This is a genomic window from Mucilaginibacter sp. OK098, assembly GCF_900142915.1.
Lineage (GTDB): Bacteria > Bacteroidota > Bacteroidia > Sphingobacteriales > Sphingobacteriaceae > Mucilaginibacter.
In genome coordinates, this window is the sequence record NZ_FRCM01000004.1 from 704,997 (window position 1) to 721,648 (window position 16,652).

A 16,652-nucleotide genomic window follows, 5' to 3' on the forward strand; every position below is an offset into this window, starting at 1 on the left:
TAACGGAGTGAATATAAACCATCGCAAATAAACAATGTATTTTTAATGCGTACGCACCGATAAAACCTTTACAACAACGTCAACAATTGCAACCTCTTCAACCAATCCCTATCCCACCAACTCCATCACCTTCAAGATCTCATCGATATATTCCCGGTTGTTGGCCAGGCGCGGTACTTTATGCTGACCGCCTAATTTGCCTTTTTCCTTCATCCAGTTAAAGAAGGTTCCTTTGGGGGCTTTGCGCACGAATGGGCGGCGCAGGGCGAGGTCCTTGAAACGCTTGGCATCGTAATCAGAATTTATGCGGCGCAGGGTTTCATCAAGCAGGTCAACAAAGCGGTCAAACTCAGCGGGTTTTTTCTCGAACTCTATTATCCACTCGTGGGCGCCGCACTCATCGCCATTAAAATATATGGGCGCTGCGGTATAGTCGCGGATAATGGCGCCGGTTTGCTGACAAGCTTCTTCCAGCGCGCGTTCGGCATTATCTATTATCAATTCTTCGCCAAAGGCATTTATAAAATGTTTGGTACGCCCGGTGATCTGGATGCGGAACGGCGAAAGCGAAGTAAATTTTATAGTATCACCTATCATATACCGCCAAAGGCCTGCATTGGTGCTGATGATGAGCGCATAATTTTTATCCAGTACAACTTCATCCAATGTGAGTGTTTCCGGGTTTTCATCATGCAGGTGCTCTAATGGTAAAAACTCGTAAAAGATACCATAGTCAAGCATCAGCAGCATTTCGCCGGGTTCGCGGGTATCCTGGATGCCAAAGAAGCCTTCAGATGCGTTGTAGTTCTCCAGGTAGTACATGTCATCCTTGGGGATCAGCTTTTTAAACTGCTCGCGGTAAGGCGCAAAATTTACTGCTCCATGAAAATAAAGCTCCAGGTTGGGCCACACTTCCAGCAGGTTCTTTTTACCGGTTATCTCCAATATCCGCTTAAATAAAAGAATATTCCAGGTAGGCACACCGCTCAGGCTGGTTACGTTTACATCCTTGGTGGCATAGGCCATTTTCTCTATCTTTTCTTCAAAATTCTCCAGCAGGGCAATGTCCATATGCGGGGTACGGTGCAATTCGGCCCACAGGGGTAGATTTTTCATCAGCACCGCCGAAAGATCGCCAAAGGAAGTATCGGCGCTTAACTGGCTCACCTGGTAGCTGCCGCCAAGCGTAAGGATTTTACCAGTAAACATCCGGGCATTAGGGTTGTTATTAAAGTAAATGGTTAGCAGGTCTTTACCGCCTTTAAAGTGGCACTCTTCCAGCGATTCTTCGCTTACAGGGATAAACTTACTTCGGTCGCTTGTAGTGCCGGATGATTTAGCAAACCAGCGGATCTCTGAAGGCCAGAGCACATTTTGCTCGCCCTTTAACATCCGCTCAATGTATGGCTTTAGCGTATCGTAGGTTTGAATGGGTACCCGTTCTTTAAACTGGGCCAGGTGGATGATGCTTTTATAATCATACTTGCGCCCCCATTCGGTATTCTCGGCCCCTGAGATCAATTGCTCAAACCACTCCTCCTGTACTTCATTCGGGTATTTCATAAAAAGCTCGATCTGGTGGATCCGCTTTTTCATGAACCAGGTAAAAACAGAGTTAAAAATGGTCATGTTTGGTGAGTGGTGAATTGAGAGTGGTGAATGGTTAATGAAATATCTATATGGTATTATCTATTCAATATTATAAGATTTCAACTATTGAAGTTCCCTACTCACCATTCCCTACTCACTACTCACCTTATTCACATCAAAATTGAATACTTTTCTTTTCAATACAAAATTTGCACCCAGGTAAACCTTGCGCACCATCTCGTTAGCTGCCAGTACTTCGGGCACACCTGATTCTAATAGCTTACCCTCAAAAAGCAGGTAGGCCCTATCGGTAATGGAAAGTGTTTCCTGCACATTGTGGTCGGTTATCAGGATGCCGATATTGCGGGTTTTTAATTTAGCCACCATTGCCTGGATCTCTTCTACCGCAATAGGGTCAACGCCTGCAAAAGGTTCATCAAGCAAAATAAAATTGGGCTCGGCAGCCAGTGCCCGGGCAATTTCCGTACGCCTGCGCTCGCCGCCTGATAGCAGGTCGCCACGGTTTCTGCGCACTTTATGCAGGCTAAACTCATCTATCAGTTCTTCCAGCTTATCTTTTTGGCGATCTTTGGGCATGGTGCCCATTTCTAAAACGGCCTTTATATTATCCTCGACAGAAAGCTTTCTGAATATAGATGCCTCCTGGGCAAGGTAACCTATGCCTTTTTGCGCACGACGGTACATTGGGTCGCCGGTTATATCTTCATCATCTAAAAAGATCCTGCCCTCATTAGGTTTTATCAAGCCTACGATCATGTAAAACGATGTAGTTTTACCGGCGCCGTTAGGCCCCAGCAAGCCTACAATTTCGCCCTGTGAAACGTTAAAGCTCACATCATTTACAACAGTTCGCTGCTTGTATTTTTTTAATATATTTTCTGCTCTTAGATTCATTATCGCTGATTATAGCTGATTTTTATGATTACACTGATGTTTTTGAACCATGATTGTTTTTGAACCATGATTTACTTGATTAAAGGATTACATGATCTTTTCAGGCGGATATTAAACTTCTATTTTCCCTCACTATGGACTATCGACCATTGTCTATGGACTTTTTTACTATAAACTTCCCCCAAACCTTATCCCTTTCACATTTAACTGGATCGTTCTTCGTTCTTTCCAAACATTTTCTTCAATGGTATAGCACATATCAAAAGGCATGTCTTTTAGCAGCTGGGGCAAATATTCGCCTTGGTTAAATGCAATGCAATCAAAAATAGCTGAATCGTCCTGCATTACCGTCATTTTTATATGATTGCTACCCACTAAACCTGCATAACCGCTAACATACACATTTTTACTTATGAATACCGGCGCCATGTTCTCCGGCCCGAAGGGCGCAAACTGGTTCAGGATCCTGAAAAACTTTGGTTCTACCTGGCTTAAACGTAATTCTGCGTCAATCTGTATCTGCTGGATCAATTGTTCGGGTTTTATAGTAGCGCTTACCACTTCCTCAAACCTGGCTACAAAGGCTTCCACATTCTCGGGGAGCATAGTTAGCCCCGCCGCGTATTTATGGCCACCAAACTGGATCAGCAGGTCGCTGCAACCACAGAGCGCCTCGTACAGATCGTATCCCAAAACAGAACGTGCCGAGCCTGCCACATGTCCGTTTGAGCGGGTAAGCACAATGGTTGGGCGGTAATATTTTTCTGTAAGGCGTGATGCCACAATGCCAATAACGCCCTTGTGCCAGTTTTCATTAAACAAAACAGTTGATTTTTTACTAATGAGCATTTCATCCCTGTCAATCATCCCCAGTGCTTCATCGGTTATTGATAAATCATGCCCTTTGCGTTCCGTATTTCTTACATTGATAAGCTCGCTTTTTTCTTTGGCAATATTTCCCTCACTTGCAATCAGCAATTCAACCGCGTGTTTGGCATCATCAATTCGTCCGGCGGCATTTATCCTCGGGCCGAGTAAAAACACCACATCAGATATGGTGTAATAGTTCCCCCTACCGGCAACCTCCATCAGGGTTTTAACGCCCATACAAGGGTTATTATTTATTTTTTGCAGGCCCATGTGGGCCAACACCCGGTTTTCGCCGGTTATGTGTACAATATCACAGGCTATGCTAATGGCCACCAAATCAAGATAGCAATCAACCTCGCTAAACGGGATGTCGTTTTTTTCGGCATAAGCCTGGATCAGCTTAAACCCAATGCCGCAGCCCGATAGTTCTTTATATGGATAATTGCAATGCAGTTGTTTTGGGTCGAGGATGGCAGCGGCGGCAGGCAATTCATCGCCCGGCAGGTGATGATCGCAAATAATAAAGTCGACACCCTTTGTATTGGCATATGCAATTTTATCTACCGATTTAATACCGCAATCAAGCGCTATTATCAGCTTAAAATCATGTTCGGCGGCGTAGTCAATACCTTTTGTTGAGATGCCATACCCTTCCAGGTAACGATCGGGAATATAGTATTCCAGCTTATCGTAATATTTTCTGAAAAAACTGTATACTAAAGATACTGCGGTAGTACCGTCAACATCATAATCACCATAGATCAAGATCTTTTCACCGGCAGCCATAGCAGCTTCAATCCGCAATATGGCCTGCTCCATACCGGCCATCAGGAAGGGATCGTGCAGGTGCCGGTTATCGGGCCTGAAAAACAGGCGGGCTTCATCGTAGCTTTTAATACCCCTGTGTATCAGCAAGGTACTTAAAACAGGATCAATACTTAATGCGGCAGCTAAATTTCGTACTTCTTCATCGTCAGCATTATCGCGTACTGCCCACCGTTTATTCATATCTTTGTAGCTTAAAAAAAGGTAAAGATAGGGATTAGTGATCAGAGGTTGGCGGTTAGAGATTAGGAAAATTCTTAATAAAAATAACAAACAGCGAATTTTGAACCAGGACAATTTTAACATGCCGGATATTTCAACAATAAATGATCAAATGGTAGAAATACCGGGCGGAAAAATTGAGTTGAGAGATGATAGAATAAAACATAACTGGAGCGTTGAAATAGAACCATTTTTGCTTGCCCGGTTTCCTGTTACCCAGGAGCTATATTTTGAAATCACAAAAGAATCTCCCGCTTCATTTAAAGGTGATAAAAAGCCGGTGGAAACGGTATCATGGAAAGACGCGGTGATATTTTGTAATTTATTCTCTGAAAAAGCGGGATTACAACCTTGTTATTATTTGAGCGCTGATAGCACAGAAATAACATTTGACCCAAAAGCCAACGGTTACCGGCTTCCCACTGAAGCTGAATGGGAATATGCCTGTAAAGCCGGTACAACAGGAAGCAGGTATGGGGAGATTGATACCATTGCCTGGTACAAGGACAATTCAGAAGGAATGACACATGATGTAGCAATGAAGACGCCTAATTCATGGGGATTGTATGATATGCTGGGTAATGTTTGGGAGTGGTGCTCGGATATTTATGATGAAACTGTTTATGGTTCCTACCGGATATTCCGGGGCGGTGGCTGGTGTGATGAAGTAAGAGGTTGCCTGGCTACTAACCGCAGACGCAGCCATCCATCATCATTTAAAATTGATGACCTTGGATTTCGGGTAGCAAGAAATTTGAAGGACAAATAAAAAAGCAATCGTTCAAATGTGGACGTATGAACGGGCGTGCAGGTGGGTTTAAAACAATGGTATTTTGAAATTATTCTTTACACGCAGGGCGTTACCCTGCGCTGGCATATTAGGCCCTTTCAGGGTCAGGGAATTTTGAAGTTCTATTACAATCTCAAGGCCCTGAAAGGGAGAAGTATTGCGAAGATGGAACGCGAATACGATAATAAACATCAGTCCTAAAAGACATTTAGAACATTCAAGGTTTAAAACCTTATAGTATTATAAAAAACACAAAATGAAAATATTCACATTAAGCGAGGGCTCTTACTCTGTTGATGCAACCAAAAAGTTTATCCCTTTTAATCCCGAAACGGATAGCCCGAAGGACAGGCCAGCGTCTTTATTTATCCACGTTAACCCCTTTTTAGTGCAAACCGATACCGATCTTATTCTTCTGGATACAGGCCTCGGCTATAAAGACACCCGTGATGAGCTTTTTGTTCATCAGCATATTCGTAATGCCGGTTTTGATCCGGATGAGGTAAGCCTTGTAATTATGTCGCACCTGCATTATGACCACTCTGGCGGGCTGGTAGTTGAGCGGAACGGCAAACTGCTACCCAGCTTTCCGAAAGCGCAGCATGTTATTCAGAAACAGGAATGGGAAACCGGGCTGTCAGGCGCTTCATCATCTTATCATAAAGAAATTTTCGAGGCATTACAAGGCAATGTCAACCTAACCCTTGTTGAGGGCAGCGGAACGTTTAAACCAGGAATCAGGTATGAACTATCAGGCGGGCATGCCCCTTACCATATGGTAATATGGATTGAAAGTGAAGGCGACAAATGCTTTTTTGGAGGCGATGAACTACCCGAACCGGAGCAATTGATCAGAAAGTTTATAGCGAAGTATGATTATGATGGCCGTAAAGCGATGCAGCTTAGGGAAGATTATGGCAAAATAGCGGCAGCAGAAGGTTGGACTTGTTTATTTTACCATGCAAAATCGTTATGTGTGGGGAAGGTTATTTATAACGAAGATCATTTTAGGGTAATGCCCGCTTAAGCAGTATCTTCAACTTTAAAAAGTTCAACTATTTTTTCAACGTTCAGTGGCTTCGAAATAAAATCTTTTACAAGGGGGTATGAGCGCGCCTTATTAATATCATTACTAAACACAGATGATGAAATGATATAAATTTTGCATTTGCCTGCCGGATCAATATTTAAGCGTTTAAACTCATCTAAAAACTCCCACCCATTCATAATAGGCATATTTATATCCAGCAAAATATAATCAGGTAATTTTTCCGGATTTGCTTTCTGGATCTCAACCAACTGATCAATAGCATATTTCCCGTTAAGGCAGGCCATGATCTCGGTATTCATAAGCGCTTTCTTTATTAGCTTGATGGAGATGAAGTTGTTTATTTCGTCATCATCAACAAGTAAAATACTAACGGATCTGCTATTAAACTCCATATGGATAAATTATGATATGCTTTATACGCAACAAAAATTTAAAAGGTTATATTCCTTTTGAGAAAAATTAAATAGATTTATAGTTAATAGTTTAACGATAGATATTATAATCGATTGCTCAATCCGGTAGATTATTGGGTAATATTGATTAAAATTAATATTTTAGGCTGAACATTCCAAAAGCTTATAATGAAAAAAATTTACCTGCTTGTTATATTATCAATTAATTTATTAACAATTGCAAAAGCGCAAAAGCCCGGCGACTTTGAATCGAAGACAAAAGGATTAACTAAATACACCGGTTATTTTAATTTTTACTGGGATGAAAATACCGGCCGGGTCTTACTGGAAATAGATAAGCTTAATACCGAATTTTTGTATGTTAACTCCCTCCCCGCCGGCGTAGGGTCAAACGATTTAGGTTTAGATCGCGGACAAATTGGCGAGAGCCGGATAGTTAAATTTATTAAAAGCGGGCCAAAGGTCCTGCTAATTCAACCCAATTATGCTTACAGGGCAGTTAGCAATAATGCCGATGAAAGAAAATCGGTTGAAGAGGCATTTGCGCAATCGGTTATATGGGGGTTTAAAGCCGAGGCACAGGATGGAGACAAAATATTGATAGATTTTACACCCTTTTTGCTGCGCGATAGTCATCATCTTGCCGACCGCTTAGGCGGCAGCGACCAGGGAAATTTTAATTTAGATGAATCCCGCTCAGCCATTTATTTGCCCAATACAAAAGGATTTCCTGAGAACTCTGAATTTGAGGCTACCATAACAATAGACGGAAAAGGTAAAGGCAGTGAAATAAGCTCCGTAACACCTGATCCTAATTCAGTTACCGTAAGGATGCACCACTCGTTCATCAAACTGCCTGATGATAATTATAAAGTGCGCAAGTTTGATCCCCGTTCTGGTTTTTATGACATGAGTTACATGGATTATGCCACGCCGATAGACCAGCCGATTGTTAAGCACCTGCTTACCCGTCATCGCCTGCAAAAAAAGGATCCAACAGCAGCAATGAGCGAAGCCGTAAAACCTATTGTTTATTATGTAGACCGTGGTGCGCCCGAACCTGTACGCACTGCATTGATGGAAGGTGCAGCATGGTGGAACCAGGCATTTGAAATAGCCGGGTATAAAGATGCCTTCCAGGTAAAATTATTACCCGAGGATGCCGACCCGATGGACATCCGTTATAATATCATTCAGTGGATCCACCGATCAACCCGGGGCTGGTCATACGGTGCATCTATTGATGATCCACGCACCGGGGAGATCATTAAAGGACAGGTATCTTTAGGATCATTGCGCGACAGGCAGGACTTTTTAATTGCCGAAGGCTTGTTACAACCCTACGAAGATGGCAAACCTACCAGCGATAAAATGTTAAAGATGGCCATTGCCCGCCTGCATCAGCTTGCGGCACACGAGGTTGGCCATACGCTTGGTCTGCAGCATAATTTTGCAGCCAGTACAAATAACAGGGCATCGGTAATGGATTATCCACCGCCAGCTTTTACCTTAAACGCAGATGGCACAATTGATCTGTCAAATGCCTACACCACTGAAATTGGTACCTGGGACAAGCGCGCTATACTTTATGGTTACCAGGATTTCCCTGCCGGCACTAATGAGGATGAAGCCCTAAAAGGCATCTTAACTGAAACATTAAAACAGGGGCAGCTATTTATTACTGACGAAGATGCCCGGCCCGAAGGTAGCGCCCATCCCCTTGCCCATCTATGGGACAATGGCAAAAACGCAGCCGATGAACTAAACAGGCTGATGGACATCCGCAAGCATTTGCTGGATAACTTTTCTGAAAAAGCTATCAGGCAGGACGCACCTATGGCAACTATTGAAGAGGCCCTGGTGCCCATTTACCTGCTGCACCGTTACCAGGTGGAAGCAGCCTCAAAAATGCTTGGCGGTTTGTATTATACCTATGCCGTTAAAAACGATGGTCAGCCAACAACCCGCTTTATCCCGCCTGCCGAACAATGGAAAGCTTTTAATGCGCTAATGTTAACCATCAGCCCGAATGCGCTGGCGCTGCCTGAAAAACTAATAGAAAAAATTCCGCCAAGGCCTGATGGTTATCCAAGAACAAGGGAGCTGTTTAAATCGCGCACAGGGCTTACATTCGATCCGATGGCTGCTGCTGAATCTGCTGCCGCAACTACTTTATCATTTATGCTGCAGCCCGAGCGTGCGGCAAGGCTGGTTGAATATAACTCGCGCGATGTTACCCAGCCGGGATTGATAGCTGTAGTTGATAAGTTAATTGCTTTAACGTGGAAAACCCCGCAACAGGGAGGCTATAAAGGCGAACTGCAACGCCTGGTAAACAATTTAACATTAAGACAGTTATTAGTCCTGGCAGCTAACGGGAAAGCACCCGAAAGTGTGAGGGGGATTGCCCTGATGGAAATAGATGAATTGAAGAAATGGATGATCATCAGCGTTAGTTCAGCCAGTGGCAATACGAAGGCAAACCTTATCTTCGGCCTTTCGCAGATCAGCACGTTTGAAAAAGACCCGGCGCAGTTTAAACCGGCTGCCGTGGTTGCAATGCCAGATGGAAGCCCGATTGGAGAGAATTGATATCGGATGTTCGATTTCGGATTTAAGTTAATTTAAAGAATTATGTCAAAACCAATAATAACAGGCCTTATGGCCTATGGAATGTCGGGCCGTATCTTTCACGCGCCGTTTTTAGCCACCAATCCAGGGTTTAAGTTTAAGGCTGTGGTTGAGCGGAGCGAGAAAAAGGCTGCTGCCCGCTACCCGAATGTTATCAGCTATGCTTCAATTGATGAATTGCTGGCCGATGATGAAATTGAACTGGTGGTTATTAATACGCCCAACAACACCCATTTTGATTTCACCTTGCATGCCCTTAATGCCGGTAAACATGTATTACTCGAAAAACCTGCAGCGGCAACAAGCGCCGAAGTGAAAATCATGTTCGACCTTGCACATAAGAAGAACCTGCACCTGATGCTGTACCAAAACCGCCGGTATGATAGCGGCTTTATGCTGATAAAAGATGTAATTGAGAGCGGGCGGCTTGGTGAGCTGATAGAAGTCCATATGCGTTTCGACAGGTATAAGGCTGCGCTTGGCACAAAATTATTTAAAGAGAAAAAAGAAAATGCTGCCAATGGTTTGGTTTATGACCTCGGGCCGCACCTGATTGACAATATAATAGCCCTGTTCGGCAAGCCATTGAGCTTTACCAAAACAACAGGCATCTATCGCGAAGGATCAGAAGTGGCGGATTATTTTAATTATCACCTTAAATACCCGAACCAGCTGAATGTATACTTAACTGCAGGCTTGTTATTAGCAGAGGTATTGCCCGGCTTTGCTGTTTACGGGACACTCGGCAGTCTGGCAAAAGAGCGCTGCGATACCCAGGAGGCCCAGCTTGACAACGGCATGCTGCCAACCGATTCTGGCTTTGGCATTGAACCCGAAGGCAGCGACGGAAAACTGGTAATTATGGGGCTGGACAACCAAAAGAATATAGAGTATCTATCGCCGCCAAAAGGAAATTATAATGGTTTATTTGATGCCGTTTATCATACAATCCGTAATAATGCGTTATTCCCCGTAACGGAAGAGCATGTTGCCTGGCAATTAGAATTGCTTGAAAAGTAAAAATATCGTATATATGTCCCCTGATAATTTGCAATTAAAAACAATGAAGAAATTAGTATTTTTTTTATGCCTTATAGCAGCAGTTAGCTGTAGCAGTGCACAAACCTTTACCCCGCCGCCCGCTATCCCTCCTTACAAAATATTAACTTCCGACAGCGTAAATATAACCCCGGCTAATCTTAAAAAGGATAAAGCTACTATGATCATCTATTTTGCGCCGGATTGCAGTCATTGTCAGCATTTAATGTTCGAGCTTAAGCCGCATATGAAAGAGCTTAAAAACGTGCAGGTAATAATGATAACTTTTGTACAGCAAATTAAAGCAATCCAGGTTTTTGCCCGTGATTTTGATCTGAAGAAATACCCCAACTGGACAGTTGGCACCGAAGGGTACACCTATAAAGTGCAACAATATTATCATGTAGCTACTACCCCATACATCGCTATCTATGATAAAATTGGGAAGCCGGTTAAGTATATTGATAAAGACCCTAAAGTTGAAGATATTTTAGCAGCAACTAAAAAGCTATAGAGAATCACAATAAAACCTTTCAATCCTGTGCTCTATGCGTACCTCTCATTGACCTTTGTGGTTTATTTTTAACTGCAAAAATCACTGAGAAGGAATTGAGTTTACAGAGATTAAATTTAAAATAGCACTCCGTAACCAAAAAATTACCAATAAATATCAACAAAGTTACAAGCATTATTGCCGTACAAAATGTAAAAAGGTGATTTTTGCGGCATGAATCCGAAATTAATAAAAACAATCTTTTTTTCGCTTTGCATATTTTCTTTTATCACCGTTAATGCCCAGCAAACCCCGGCTGGTGGTACTATATCAGGCAAATTGGTAGATGCGGCTAATAACCAGCCGCTTGAGCTTGCTACCGTATCGCTTGTACGCAAATCAGATAATCACGTAGTAAAAAACATGCAGACCGATCTGCAGGGCAATTTCTCCCTTACCGGGGTCGACGATGGCCGCTACTTGCTACGCGCAACCTATGTAAGCTATTTAACTTTCATCAAAGACAGCATCAACATAACACCAAATAAACGCGCTATCGACCTTGGCAATATAAAGCTGCGCCAGGGTAAGGGCCTGCTAAAGGAAGTAACTGTAACTGCACAGAAAAGCCAGATCCAGCTGGGTATTGATAAAAAGTCCTTTAATGTGGAGCAAAGCCTGGTTAGCCAGGGTGGATCGGCCACTGATCTGCTGGCCAATGTGCCATCGGTACAGGTTGACGTGGATGGTAATCTTAGCCTGCGCGGATCAACCAGCGTGCGCGTTTTAATAAACGGCAAGCCATCGGCCTTAACCGGTGGTAATATTGCCGACATCCTGCAATCCATCCCTGCCAGTTCCATCGAAACTATTGAGGTAATTACTAACCCATCGTCAAAATACGATGCGGAGGGACAATCAGGGATAATCAATATCGTGCTAAAAAAGAACGTGCAAAAGGGCTTTACGGGCTCGGCATCGGCATCGGTAGGTACGCAAAACACCTATAACGGCAACTTTAACATTGCTTACCAAAACAGCAAGGTGAACGTTTATGCCAATTACAGCTATCGCAAAGGCACAAGAATTGGCGATGGCTTTTCAGATAAAACCGCTATTGCAGATACCATTAATCAAACCCAGAATCAAACCCAAAATCAGAGCTTTACCTTTACCGGGCAAAACATCCGGGGAGGCATCGATATCAATCTGGATCCCAAAACCACCCTGGGCTTCTCAACCAATGTCAACATCCGAGATCGCGACCGCTTTCAGAACGGCGCTACGCTGATCACCAAAAACGGCACGCTGCTACAGCGAATCAACCAAAACAATAGCTCAACCGGCAGCGGTACCAATTTGGATTTCAATATAGATTTCGATCATAAATATAAAAAGAAGGGCGAAGAGCTTACCGCAAACATCAATTACGGAACAGACAAGAACAACAATTTCGACAACCTGTTTAGCGAGTATTACGATTACAGCGCCCCCTCATACCTCCGCACCCAGCAGAACAATACGACTATTGGCACCGGAAAAAACTGGAACATCCAGGCAGATTACACCCTGCCGCTAGCCAACGGCAAGCTGGAAGCCGGTGTACGCAGCAACATCAACAATAGCGATGGCAACTATGTGGTTGATACCCTCAACAACACCAGCGGCGGCTTTGATTATAACCCCTTCCTGAGCAACCGGTTTATTTATAAGGAAAACATAAATGCGGCCTACACCAACTACCAGCACCAGTTTGGCAATTTTGGCCTGCAGGTTGGCTTGCGTTTGGAAGATTCGCACATCCGCACATCGCTGATAGACAGCGTTACCGTGCCGCATAAGCAAGACTATTTCCGCATTTACCCAAGCATATTTTTAACGGATAAACTATCTGAAAATCAGACACTACAGTTGAGCTACAGCCGCCGCGTATCGCGCCCGCGCGACAGGCAACTCTCCCCTTTCATTGACCAAAGTGATAAGCTAAACTACCAGCAGGGTAACCCTGACCTGCGCCCCGAGGATACCCACTCGTTCGAGCTGAGCTATATCAACTATTGGAAAAGCCTTACGCTAACCTCATCGCTGTATTACAGGCTCACAAACGGTGCTATCCAGCGCATAACCACGCCGCTTACCCCTACCAATATTGACACTACGCTAACAACTTTCGAGAACATAAAGAGCGCCTCAAACGCCGGGTACGAGCTGATTGCCAAGGTTAGCCCCAGCGCAGCTATCGACGTTACCGCCAACCTGAACGTGTATTACCGCCATATTGACGGCGACCCTGCTCTTGGTTTAACCACCACATCAGGCTATGCATGGAACGGCAACTTAACCGCCAACCTGAAACCCTTCAAAAAGCTGGGTATCCAGCTCCGGGGCGACTACCAGGGTCCGCAGGTGATCCCGCAGGGTAAGATGAGGGCAATGTACGGGGTTGACGGTGGTGTTAAATACGACCTCACCAAAACACTGAGCCTGAGCGGCAACGTGCGCGACATCTTCAATACCCGCAGGTTCCGTTCGGACATCAACATCAATACGCCATATTTTGCCTCAAACCAGGTATCTGAAAGGCGATTCTCGACCCGTACCGCCATCTTCACCCTGTCGTACCGCTTTGGCAACAACGGTATCCCGCAAAAACGCAAGGACAAAAAGGACAACCAACAACAACAAGACCAGGACAACACTCCCGACGATAACGGCGGACAGCCAGGCACCGGCACCGCACAACCGCCTGTGAAGTCGAAAGGATAAGTTGGTCATATGATATTCTAATCCGCCCTGTACAAGAAGATCCGCCCCGGCGGGTCTTTTTTTGTTTAATACCCCATCGGCCCACACCTCAAAAAGCATGTTCCACAGGCACATTGTGCTAACAACGGGAACAAATGGAACAAAAAAACCGCTTTGAAACAGCATGGAACAAGTGGAACAGCGGAAAAAGTTGGCAGTTTTGAGTAAGCAGTAAAATACAATAACTATGGTTACCCAAAAAGCTTCCCCGTCAGCAGATAAGCTTCGGCAAAAATCCGTCAAAACTGATGGCCTAAAGCGCAGGCAAGGGGCATAGGAAATTTTTGCATACAAGGTCTACGCGGGACAGGGTAGCACGGCAAAAAGATTCCAGCCCGTGGTTTTTTCGCGGTTTGTTTATTTTTTTAAGGCGCTCAAGAGGGCTATGCCGTTTTTCGGATTGGTGCGTGAAAGGCCTCGTGCGCAAAGAAGCATTTCTGCTGACTTGATTTATTCACCGGTTGTTTGTTTTTTAAGGCGTTCATGAGATCGCTACGCTTAGTTTTTGGTTACTTTTTTATCAAGAAAAAAGTAACAGCCCCCGCGGCAATTGAGCGGGAGGATGTCTAAGTTCATGAATAAAGCTAATTCGAAGCCTTAATCAGCGCAATTCAATATCCCCCCAGCAATGAACTATTAAACCCTATACTGACAAAACACTGTCAGCACTTTCCCCAAACCCAATCCCGATATTAGCACCATTCTCCACCACCTCCCCAATTCCTCAATGACTAATGACTAATGACTAATGACTAATGACTAATGACTAATGACTAATGACTAAACCCACCCCACCCCCCTTTACCCCATTTGTACGCCCCCGCGAAATCGAGAGCATCAGGAACGATACGCGCGCCAGCCTGGTCAATGATGACGAATTTATGCCAGTTTCCGCTGCAAATGAGGAAGAAGAAGAAGAAGAAGAAGATGCATACCTGGATGACGACGATAATGACGAAGCCCTCCCCGATGATGAGTATGAATACGATCCCCACGGCGCATTCATTATCCGCACCGGCGAAGACTGGCAGCATGACGACCGGGAGATCCCCGAATCCGCCATGCTGTTCGGCGAATTCTGGCATCAAAACGAGCTTTGCATCCTGTTTGCCGATACCAACGTGGGCAAATCCGTCCTCGCCGTACAAATAGCCGACAGCATCAGCCGCGGCCAGTCCATAGGGCACCTGCAAATGGATGCCCCCGCAGTCCCCGTGCTGTATTTCGACTTTGAGCTGAGCGACCAGCAGTTCCGTCGCCGCTACAGCAGCCCCGCCGAAGGCAAACATCCCTTCACCAAAAACTTTTGCCGCGCCACGCTCAACCCTTTTTCCGACAAGCAAAACAGGTTCAAAACCTACGAGGAATTTATAAATAACGAGATCGAGAACGCCCTGCTGGCCTATAAGGCAAAGGTGCTTATTATTGATAACATCACCTGCCTGCGCTATGGCACCCAGTCGGCCGCCGGCGCACAAAACCTCATGCAGTACCTACAAAACATCAAGCTCAGGTACCAGATCTCTATCCTGGTGTTGGCGCATACCCCAAAACGCAACACCACCAAACCCCTGTCGCGCAATGACCTACAGGGCAGCAAAATGCTCATCAACTTTGCCGACAGCGCCTTCGCCATCGGCGAAAGCCAGCAGTCGCCCGGGCTGCGTTACCTCAAGCAGATCAAGCAGCGCAACAATGCAGAGGTCTATGGCGCCGCAAACATCTGCACCGGCGCCATAGCCAAACCCGGCAACTTCCTGCACTTTCAGTTCGGCAGCCAGGGTTACGAAACCGACCACCTTACCCCCTATACCGAACAATACCGCAAAAACACCCAAACCCGCATAGCCCAGCTAAACCAACAAGGCCAAACCATCCGCCAGATCGCCGCCCACCTCGGCCTCGCCCCCACCACCGTTTTCCGCACCCTCAAACGACTGGAAGGATGTGCGGATGAGGCAGGATGTGCGGATATGCAGATGAGGGATGAAAAAATAAATGAGCGCCCAGATGTCCAGGTAAGAAAAAGCGCGCCCGGTCTCATCCTGAGCCTGTCGAAGGACGACGTGCGCAAAGGCCCTGACAATGTCCATGTGCCGACAAACCAGGGGTGTATTATGGAGGATGCTGAGCGCAAAGGCCCTGAAGATCCTATTCCACAGCCCAACGCCCCCACCCTTACACCCCCACCCAGTTCCGACACCTCCATGCACATAACCGGCAATAACTTTGGATTGTATAAACAATACCAAAAAGAACTGGCCTTGCTGAAAGCCGACGAACGCGCCAACGAACGCCGCCGCAAAAAGGCTGCAAAGGCGGAGGGGACATAGAGGGAATTGTAAGATCAATTAAAAATTTGCCACAGGTAACGTACCCCACCCGCTAAGCCCCCATTCCCCCCAATAACAAATGACCAATGACGAATGACTAATGACTAATGACTAATGACCAATCCCAAATGAACCACAAAAAAACCTTGTATTACAATTGTTACTTAAATAAAATGCGTAATCTTGCGCAAATTTTCAGGGGTACTCCGTTGCCTGCTTAAATCTTATTCATGAAATATATCCGCTTAATACAAAGCTCTCGCATTTATTTGCTTTTACAGCCATTCGCAAACATCCTTTCCTCTGCTCAATAGTAATGTTGCAGACTGAAGCACTATGCTTGAAATTTATTCATTATAACCTGATCACTAATTCCAAAACACATAAACATGAAACACTTTTTAATCACGATCATCACGTTTTTATCATTTACAATAACTTGTAGCGCGCAGTGGACAACATCCGGAAGCAGCATTATTCCAATTCCTGCATACGTTGGCTTTAATGTTGGCATCGGAACCGCTACTCCTGCGGCATCATCACTCCTGCAGGTACAGAAAAACACGAACGGACCCACAATTTCAACGGTAGTGAACAACGACCCGGGCGCAAATGCAAAAGCGTCCTTTATTGTTGGGTCAGTACCGGGAACAGGATTACCTGGTGGTACTTTCGG

12 protein-coding genes are annotated in these 16,652 nt (G+C 45.0%); 8 read left to right on the forward strand and 4 right to left on the reverse strand.

Translation table 11 applies throughout. From position 1 onward, the window contains the following. Window positions 1-108: 108 nt before the first annotated feature. The 3 genes from BUE31_RS16685 to recJ all read right to left on the reverse strand — a co-directional run bounded on the left by BUE31_RS16685 (window position 109) and on the right by recJ (window position 4,383). Entirely contained in the window at window positions 109-1,629 is a 1,521-nt protein-coding gene (locus tag BUE31_RS16685) for a GH3 auxin-responsive promoter family protein (RefSeq protein ID WP_073404920.1), read from the reverse strand. 111 nt (window positions 1,630-1,740) lie between these two features. After that, window positions 1,741-2,505: an LPS export ABC transporter ATP-binding protein gene (lptB, locus tag BUE31_RS16690; protein WP_073404921.1), complete on the reverse strand. Its 765-nt coding sequence runs from the start codon at window positions 2,503-2,505 to the stop codon at window positions 1,741-1,743. Window positions 2,506-2,673: 168 nt separating this feature from the next. Next, complete coding sequence (recJ, locus tag BUE31_RS16695) at window positions 2,674-4,383, reverse strand: single-stranded-DNA-specific exonuclease RecJ (RefSeq protein WP_073404996.1); 1,710 nt, start codon at window positions 4,381-4,383, stop codon at window positions 2,674-2,676. 100 nt (window positions 4,384-4,483) lie between these two features. On the opposite strand from recJ, the gene BUE31_RS16700 reads away from it, so the two are divergent. Continuing rightward, window positions 4,484-5,191: a formylglycine-generating enzyme family protein gene (locus BUE31_RS16700; protein WP_234997846.1), complete on the forward strand. Its 708-nt coding sequence runs from the start codon at window positions 4,484-4,486 to the stop codon at window positions 5,189-5,191. Between the two features lie 277 nt (window positions 5,192-5,468). Beyond that, window positions 5,469-6,239 carry an MBL fold metallo-hydrolase gene (locus BUE31_RS16705; RefSeq protein ID WP_073404923.1) on the forward strand — a complete coding sequence of 257 codons (771 nt, stop codon included), beginning with the start codon at window positions 5,469-5,471 and terminating at the stop codon, window positions 6,237-6,239. On the opposite strand, the gene BUE31_RS16710 is transcribed toward BUE31_RS16705, so the two are convergent. Further along, the gene (locus BUE31_RS16710) at window positions 6,236-6,655 is read right to left on the reverse strand and encodes a response regulator (RefSeq protein ID WP_073404924.1); all 420 of its coding nucleotides are present in this window, start codon (window positions 6,653-6,655) and stop codon (window positions 6,236-6,238) included. The genes BUE31_RS16705 and BUE31_RS16710 overlap by 4 nt on opposite strands. A 189-nt stretch (window positions 6,656-6,844) precedes the next feature. On the opposite strand from BUE31_RS16710, the gene BUE31_RS16715 reads away from it, so the two are divergent. The 6 genes from BUE31_RS16715 to BUE31_RS30735 all read left to right on the forward strand — a co-directional run. Beyond that, the gene (locus BUE31_RS16715; protein ID WP_073404925.1) at window positions 6,845-9,268 is read left to right on the forward strand and encodes a zinc-dependent metalloprotease; all 2,424 of its coding nucleotides are present in this window, start codon (window positions 6,845-6,847) and stop codon (window positions 9,266-9,268) included. Between the two features lie 42 nt (window positions 9,269-9,310). Further along, on the forward strand, window positions 9,311-10,327 hold the full coding sequence (locus BUE31_RS16720; protein ID WP_073404926.1) for a Gfo/Idh/MocA family oxidoreductase: 1,017 nt from the start codon (window positions 9,311-9,313) through the stop codon (window positions 10,325-10,327). Between the two features lie 43 nt (window positions 10,328-10,370). Continuing rightward, window positions 10,371-10,859, forward strand: a complete 489-nt coding sequence (locus BUE31_RS16725) for a TlpA family protein disulfide reductase (RefSeq protein WP_159440706.1) — start codon at window positions 10,371-10,373, stop codon at window positions 10,857-10,859. Window positions 10,860-11,072: 213 nt separating this feature from the next. Beyond that, the gene (locus BUE31_RS16730; protein WP_073404928.1) at window positions 11,073-13,604 is read left to right on the forward strand and encodes a TonB-dependent receptor; all 2,532 of its coding nucleotides are present in this window, start codon (window positions 11,073-11,075) and stop codon (window positions 13,602-13,604) included. Window positions 13,605-14,419: 815 nt separating this feature from the next. Next, window positions 14,420-15,976, forward strand: coding sequence for an AAA family ATPase (locus BUE31_RS16735; RefSeq protein ID WP_073404929.1), 1,557 nt, complete (start codon window positions 14,420-14,422; stop codon window positions 15,974-15,976). Window positions 15,977-16,365: 389 nt separating this feature from the next. Continuing rightward, window positions 16,366-16,652, forward strand: a 287-nt coding sequence (locus BUE31_RS30735) for a hypothetical protein (protein ID WP_143167149.1), incomplete at its 3' end; no start/stop codon positions are given.

Excerpts from the sequence above, each read along its gene's own strand:
- BUE31_RS16715 (WP_073404925.1), top strand. The coding sequence starts at position 6,845 with ATGAAAAAAATTTACCTGCTTGTTATATTATCAATTAATTTATTAACA.
- lptB (WP_073404921.1), bottom strand. The coding sequence starts at position 2,505 with ATGAATCTAAGAGCAGAAAATATATTAAAAAAATACAAGCAGCGAACT.
- BUE31_RS16730 (WP_073404928.1), top strand. The coding sequence starts at position 11,073 with ATGAATCCGAAATTAATAAAAACAATCTTTTTTTCGCTTTGCATATTT.
- BUE31_RS16705 (WP_073404923.1), top strand. The coding sequence starts at position 5,469 with ATGAAAATATTCACATTAAGCGAGGGCTCTTACTCTGTTGATGCAACC.
- BUE31_RS16710 (WP_073404924.1), bottom strand. The coding sequence starts at position 6,655 with ATGGAGTTTAATAGCAGATCCGTTAGTATTTTACTTGTTGATGATGAC.
- BUE31_RS16685 (WP_073404920.1), bottom strand. The coding sequence starts at position 1,629 with ATGACCATTTTTAACTCTGTTTTTACCTGGTTCATGAAAAAGCGGATC.
- BUE31_RS16720 (WP_073404926.1), top strand. The coding sequence starts at position 9,311 with ATGTCAAAACCAATAATAACAGGCCTTATGGCCTATGGAATGTCGGGC.
- BUE31_RS16725 (WP_159440706.1), top strand. The coding sequence starts at position 10,371 with ATGAAGAAATTAGTATTTTTTTTATGCCTTATAGCAGCAGTTAGCTGT.
- recJ (WP_073404996.1), bottom strand. The coding sequence starts at position 4,383 with ATGAATAAACGGTGGGCAGTACGCGATAATGCTGACGATGAAGAAGTA.
- BUE31_RS16735 (WP_073404929.1), top strand. The coding sequence starts at position 14,420 with ATGACTAAACCCACCCCACCCCCCTTTACCCCATTTGTACGCCCCCGC.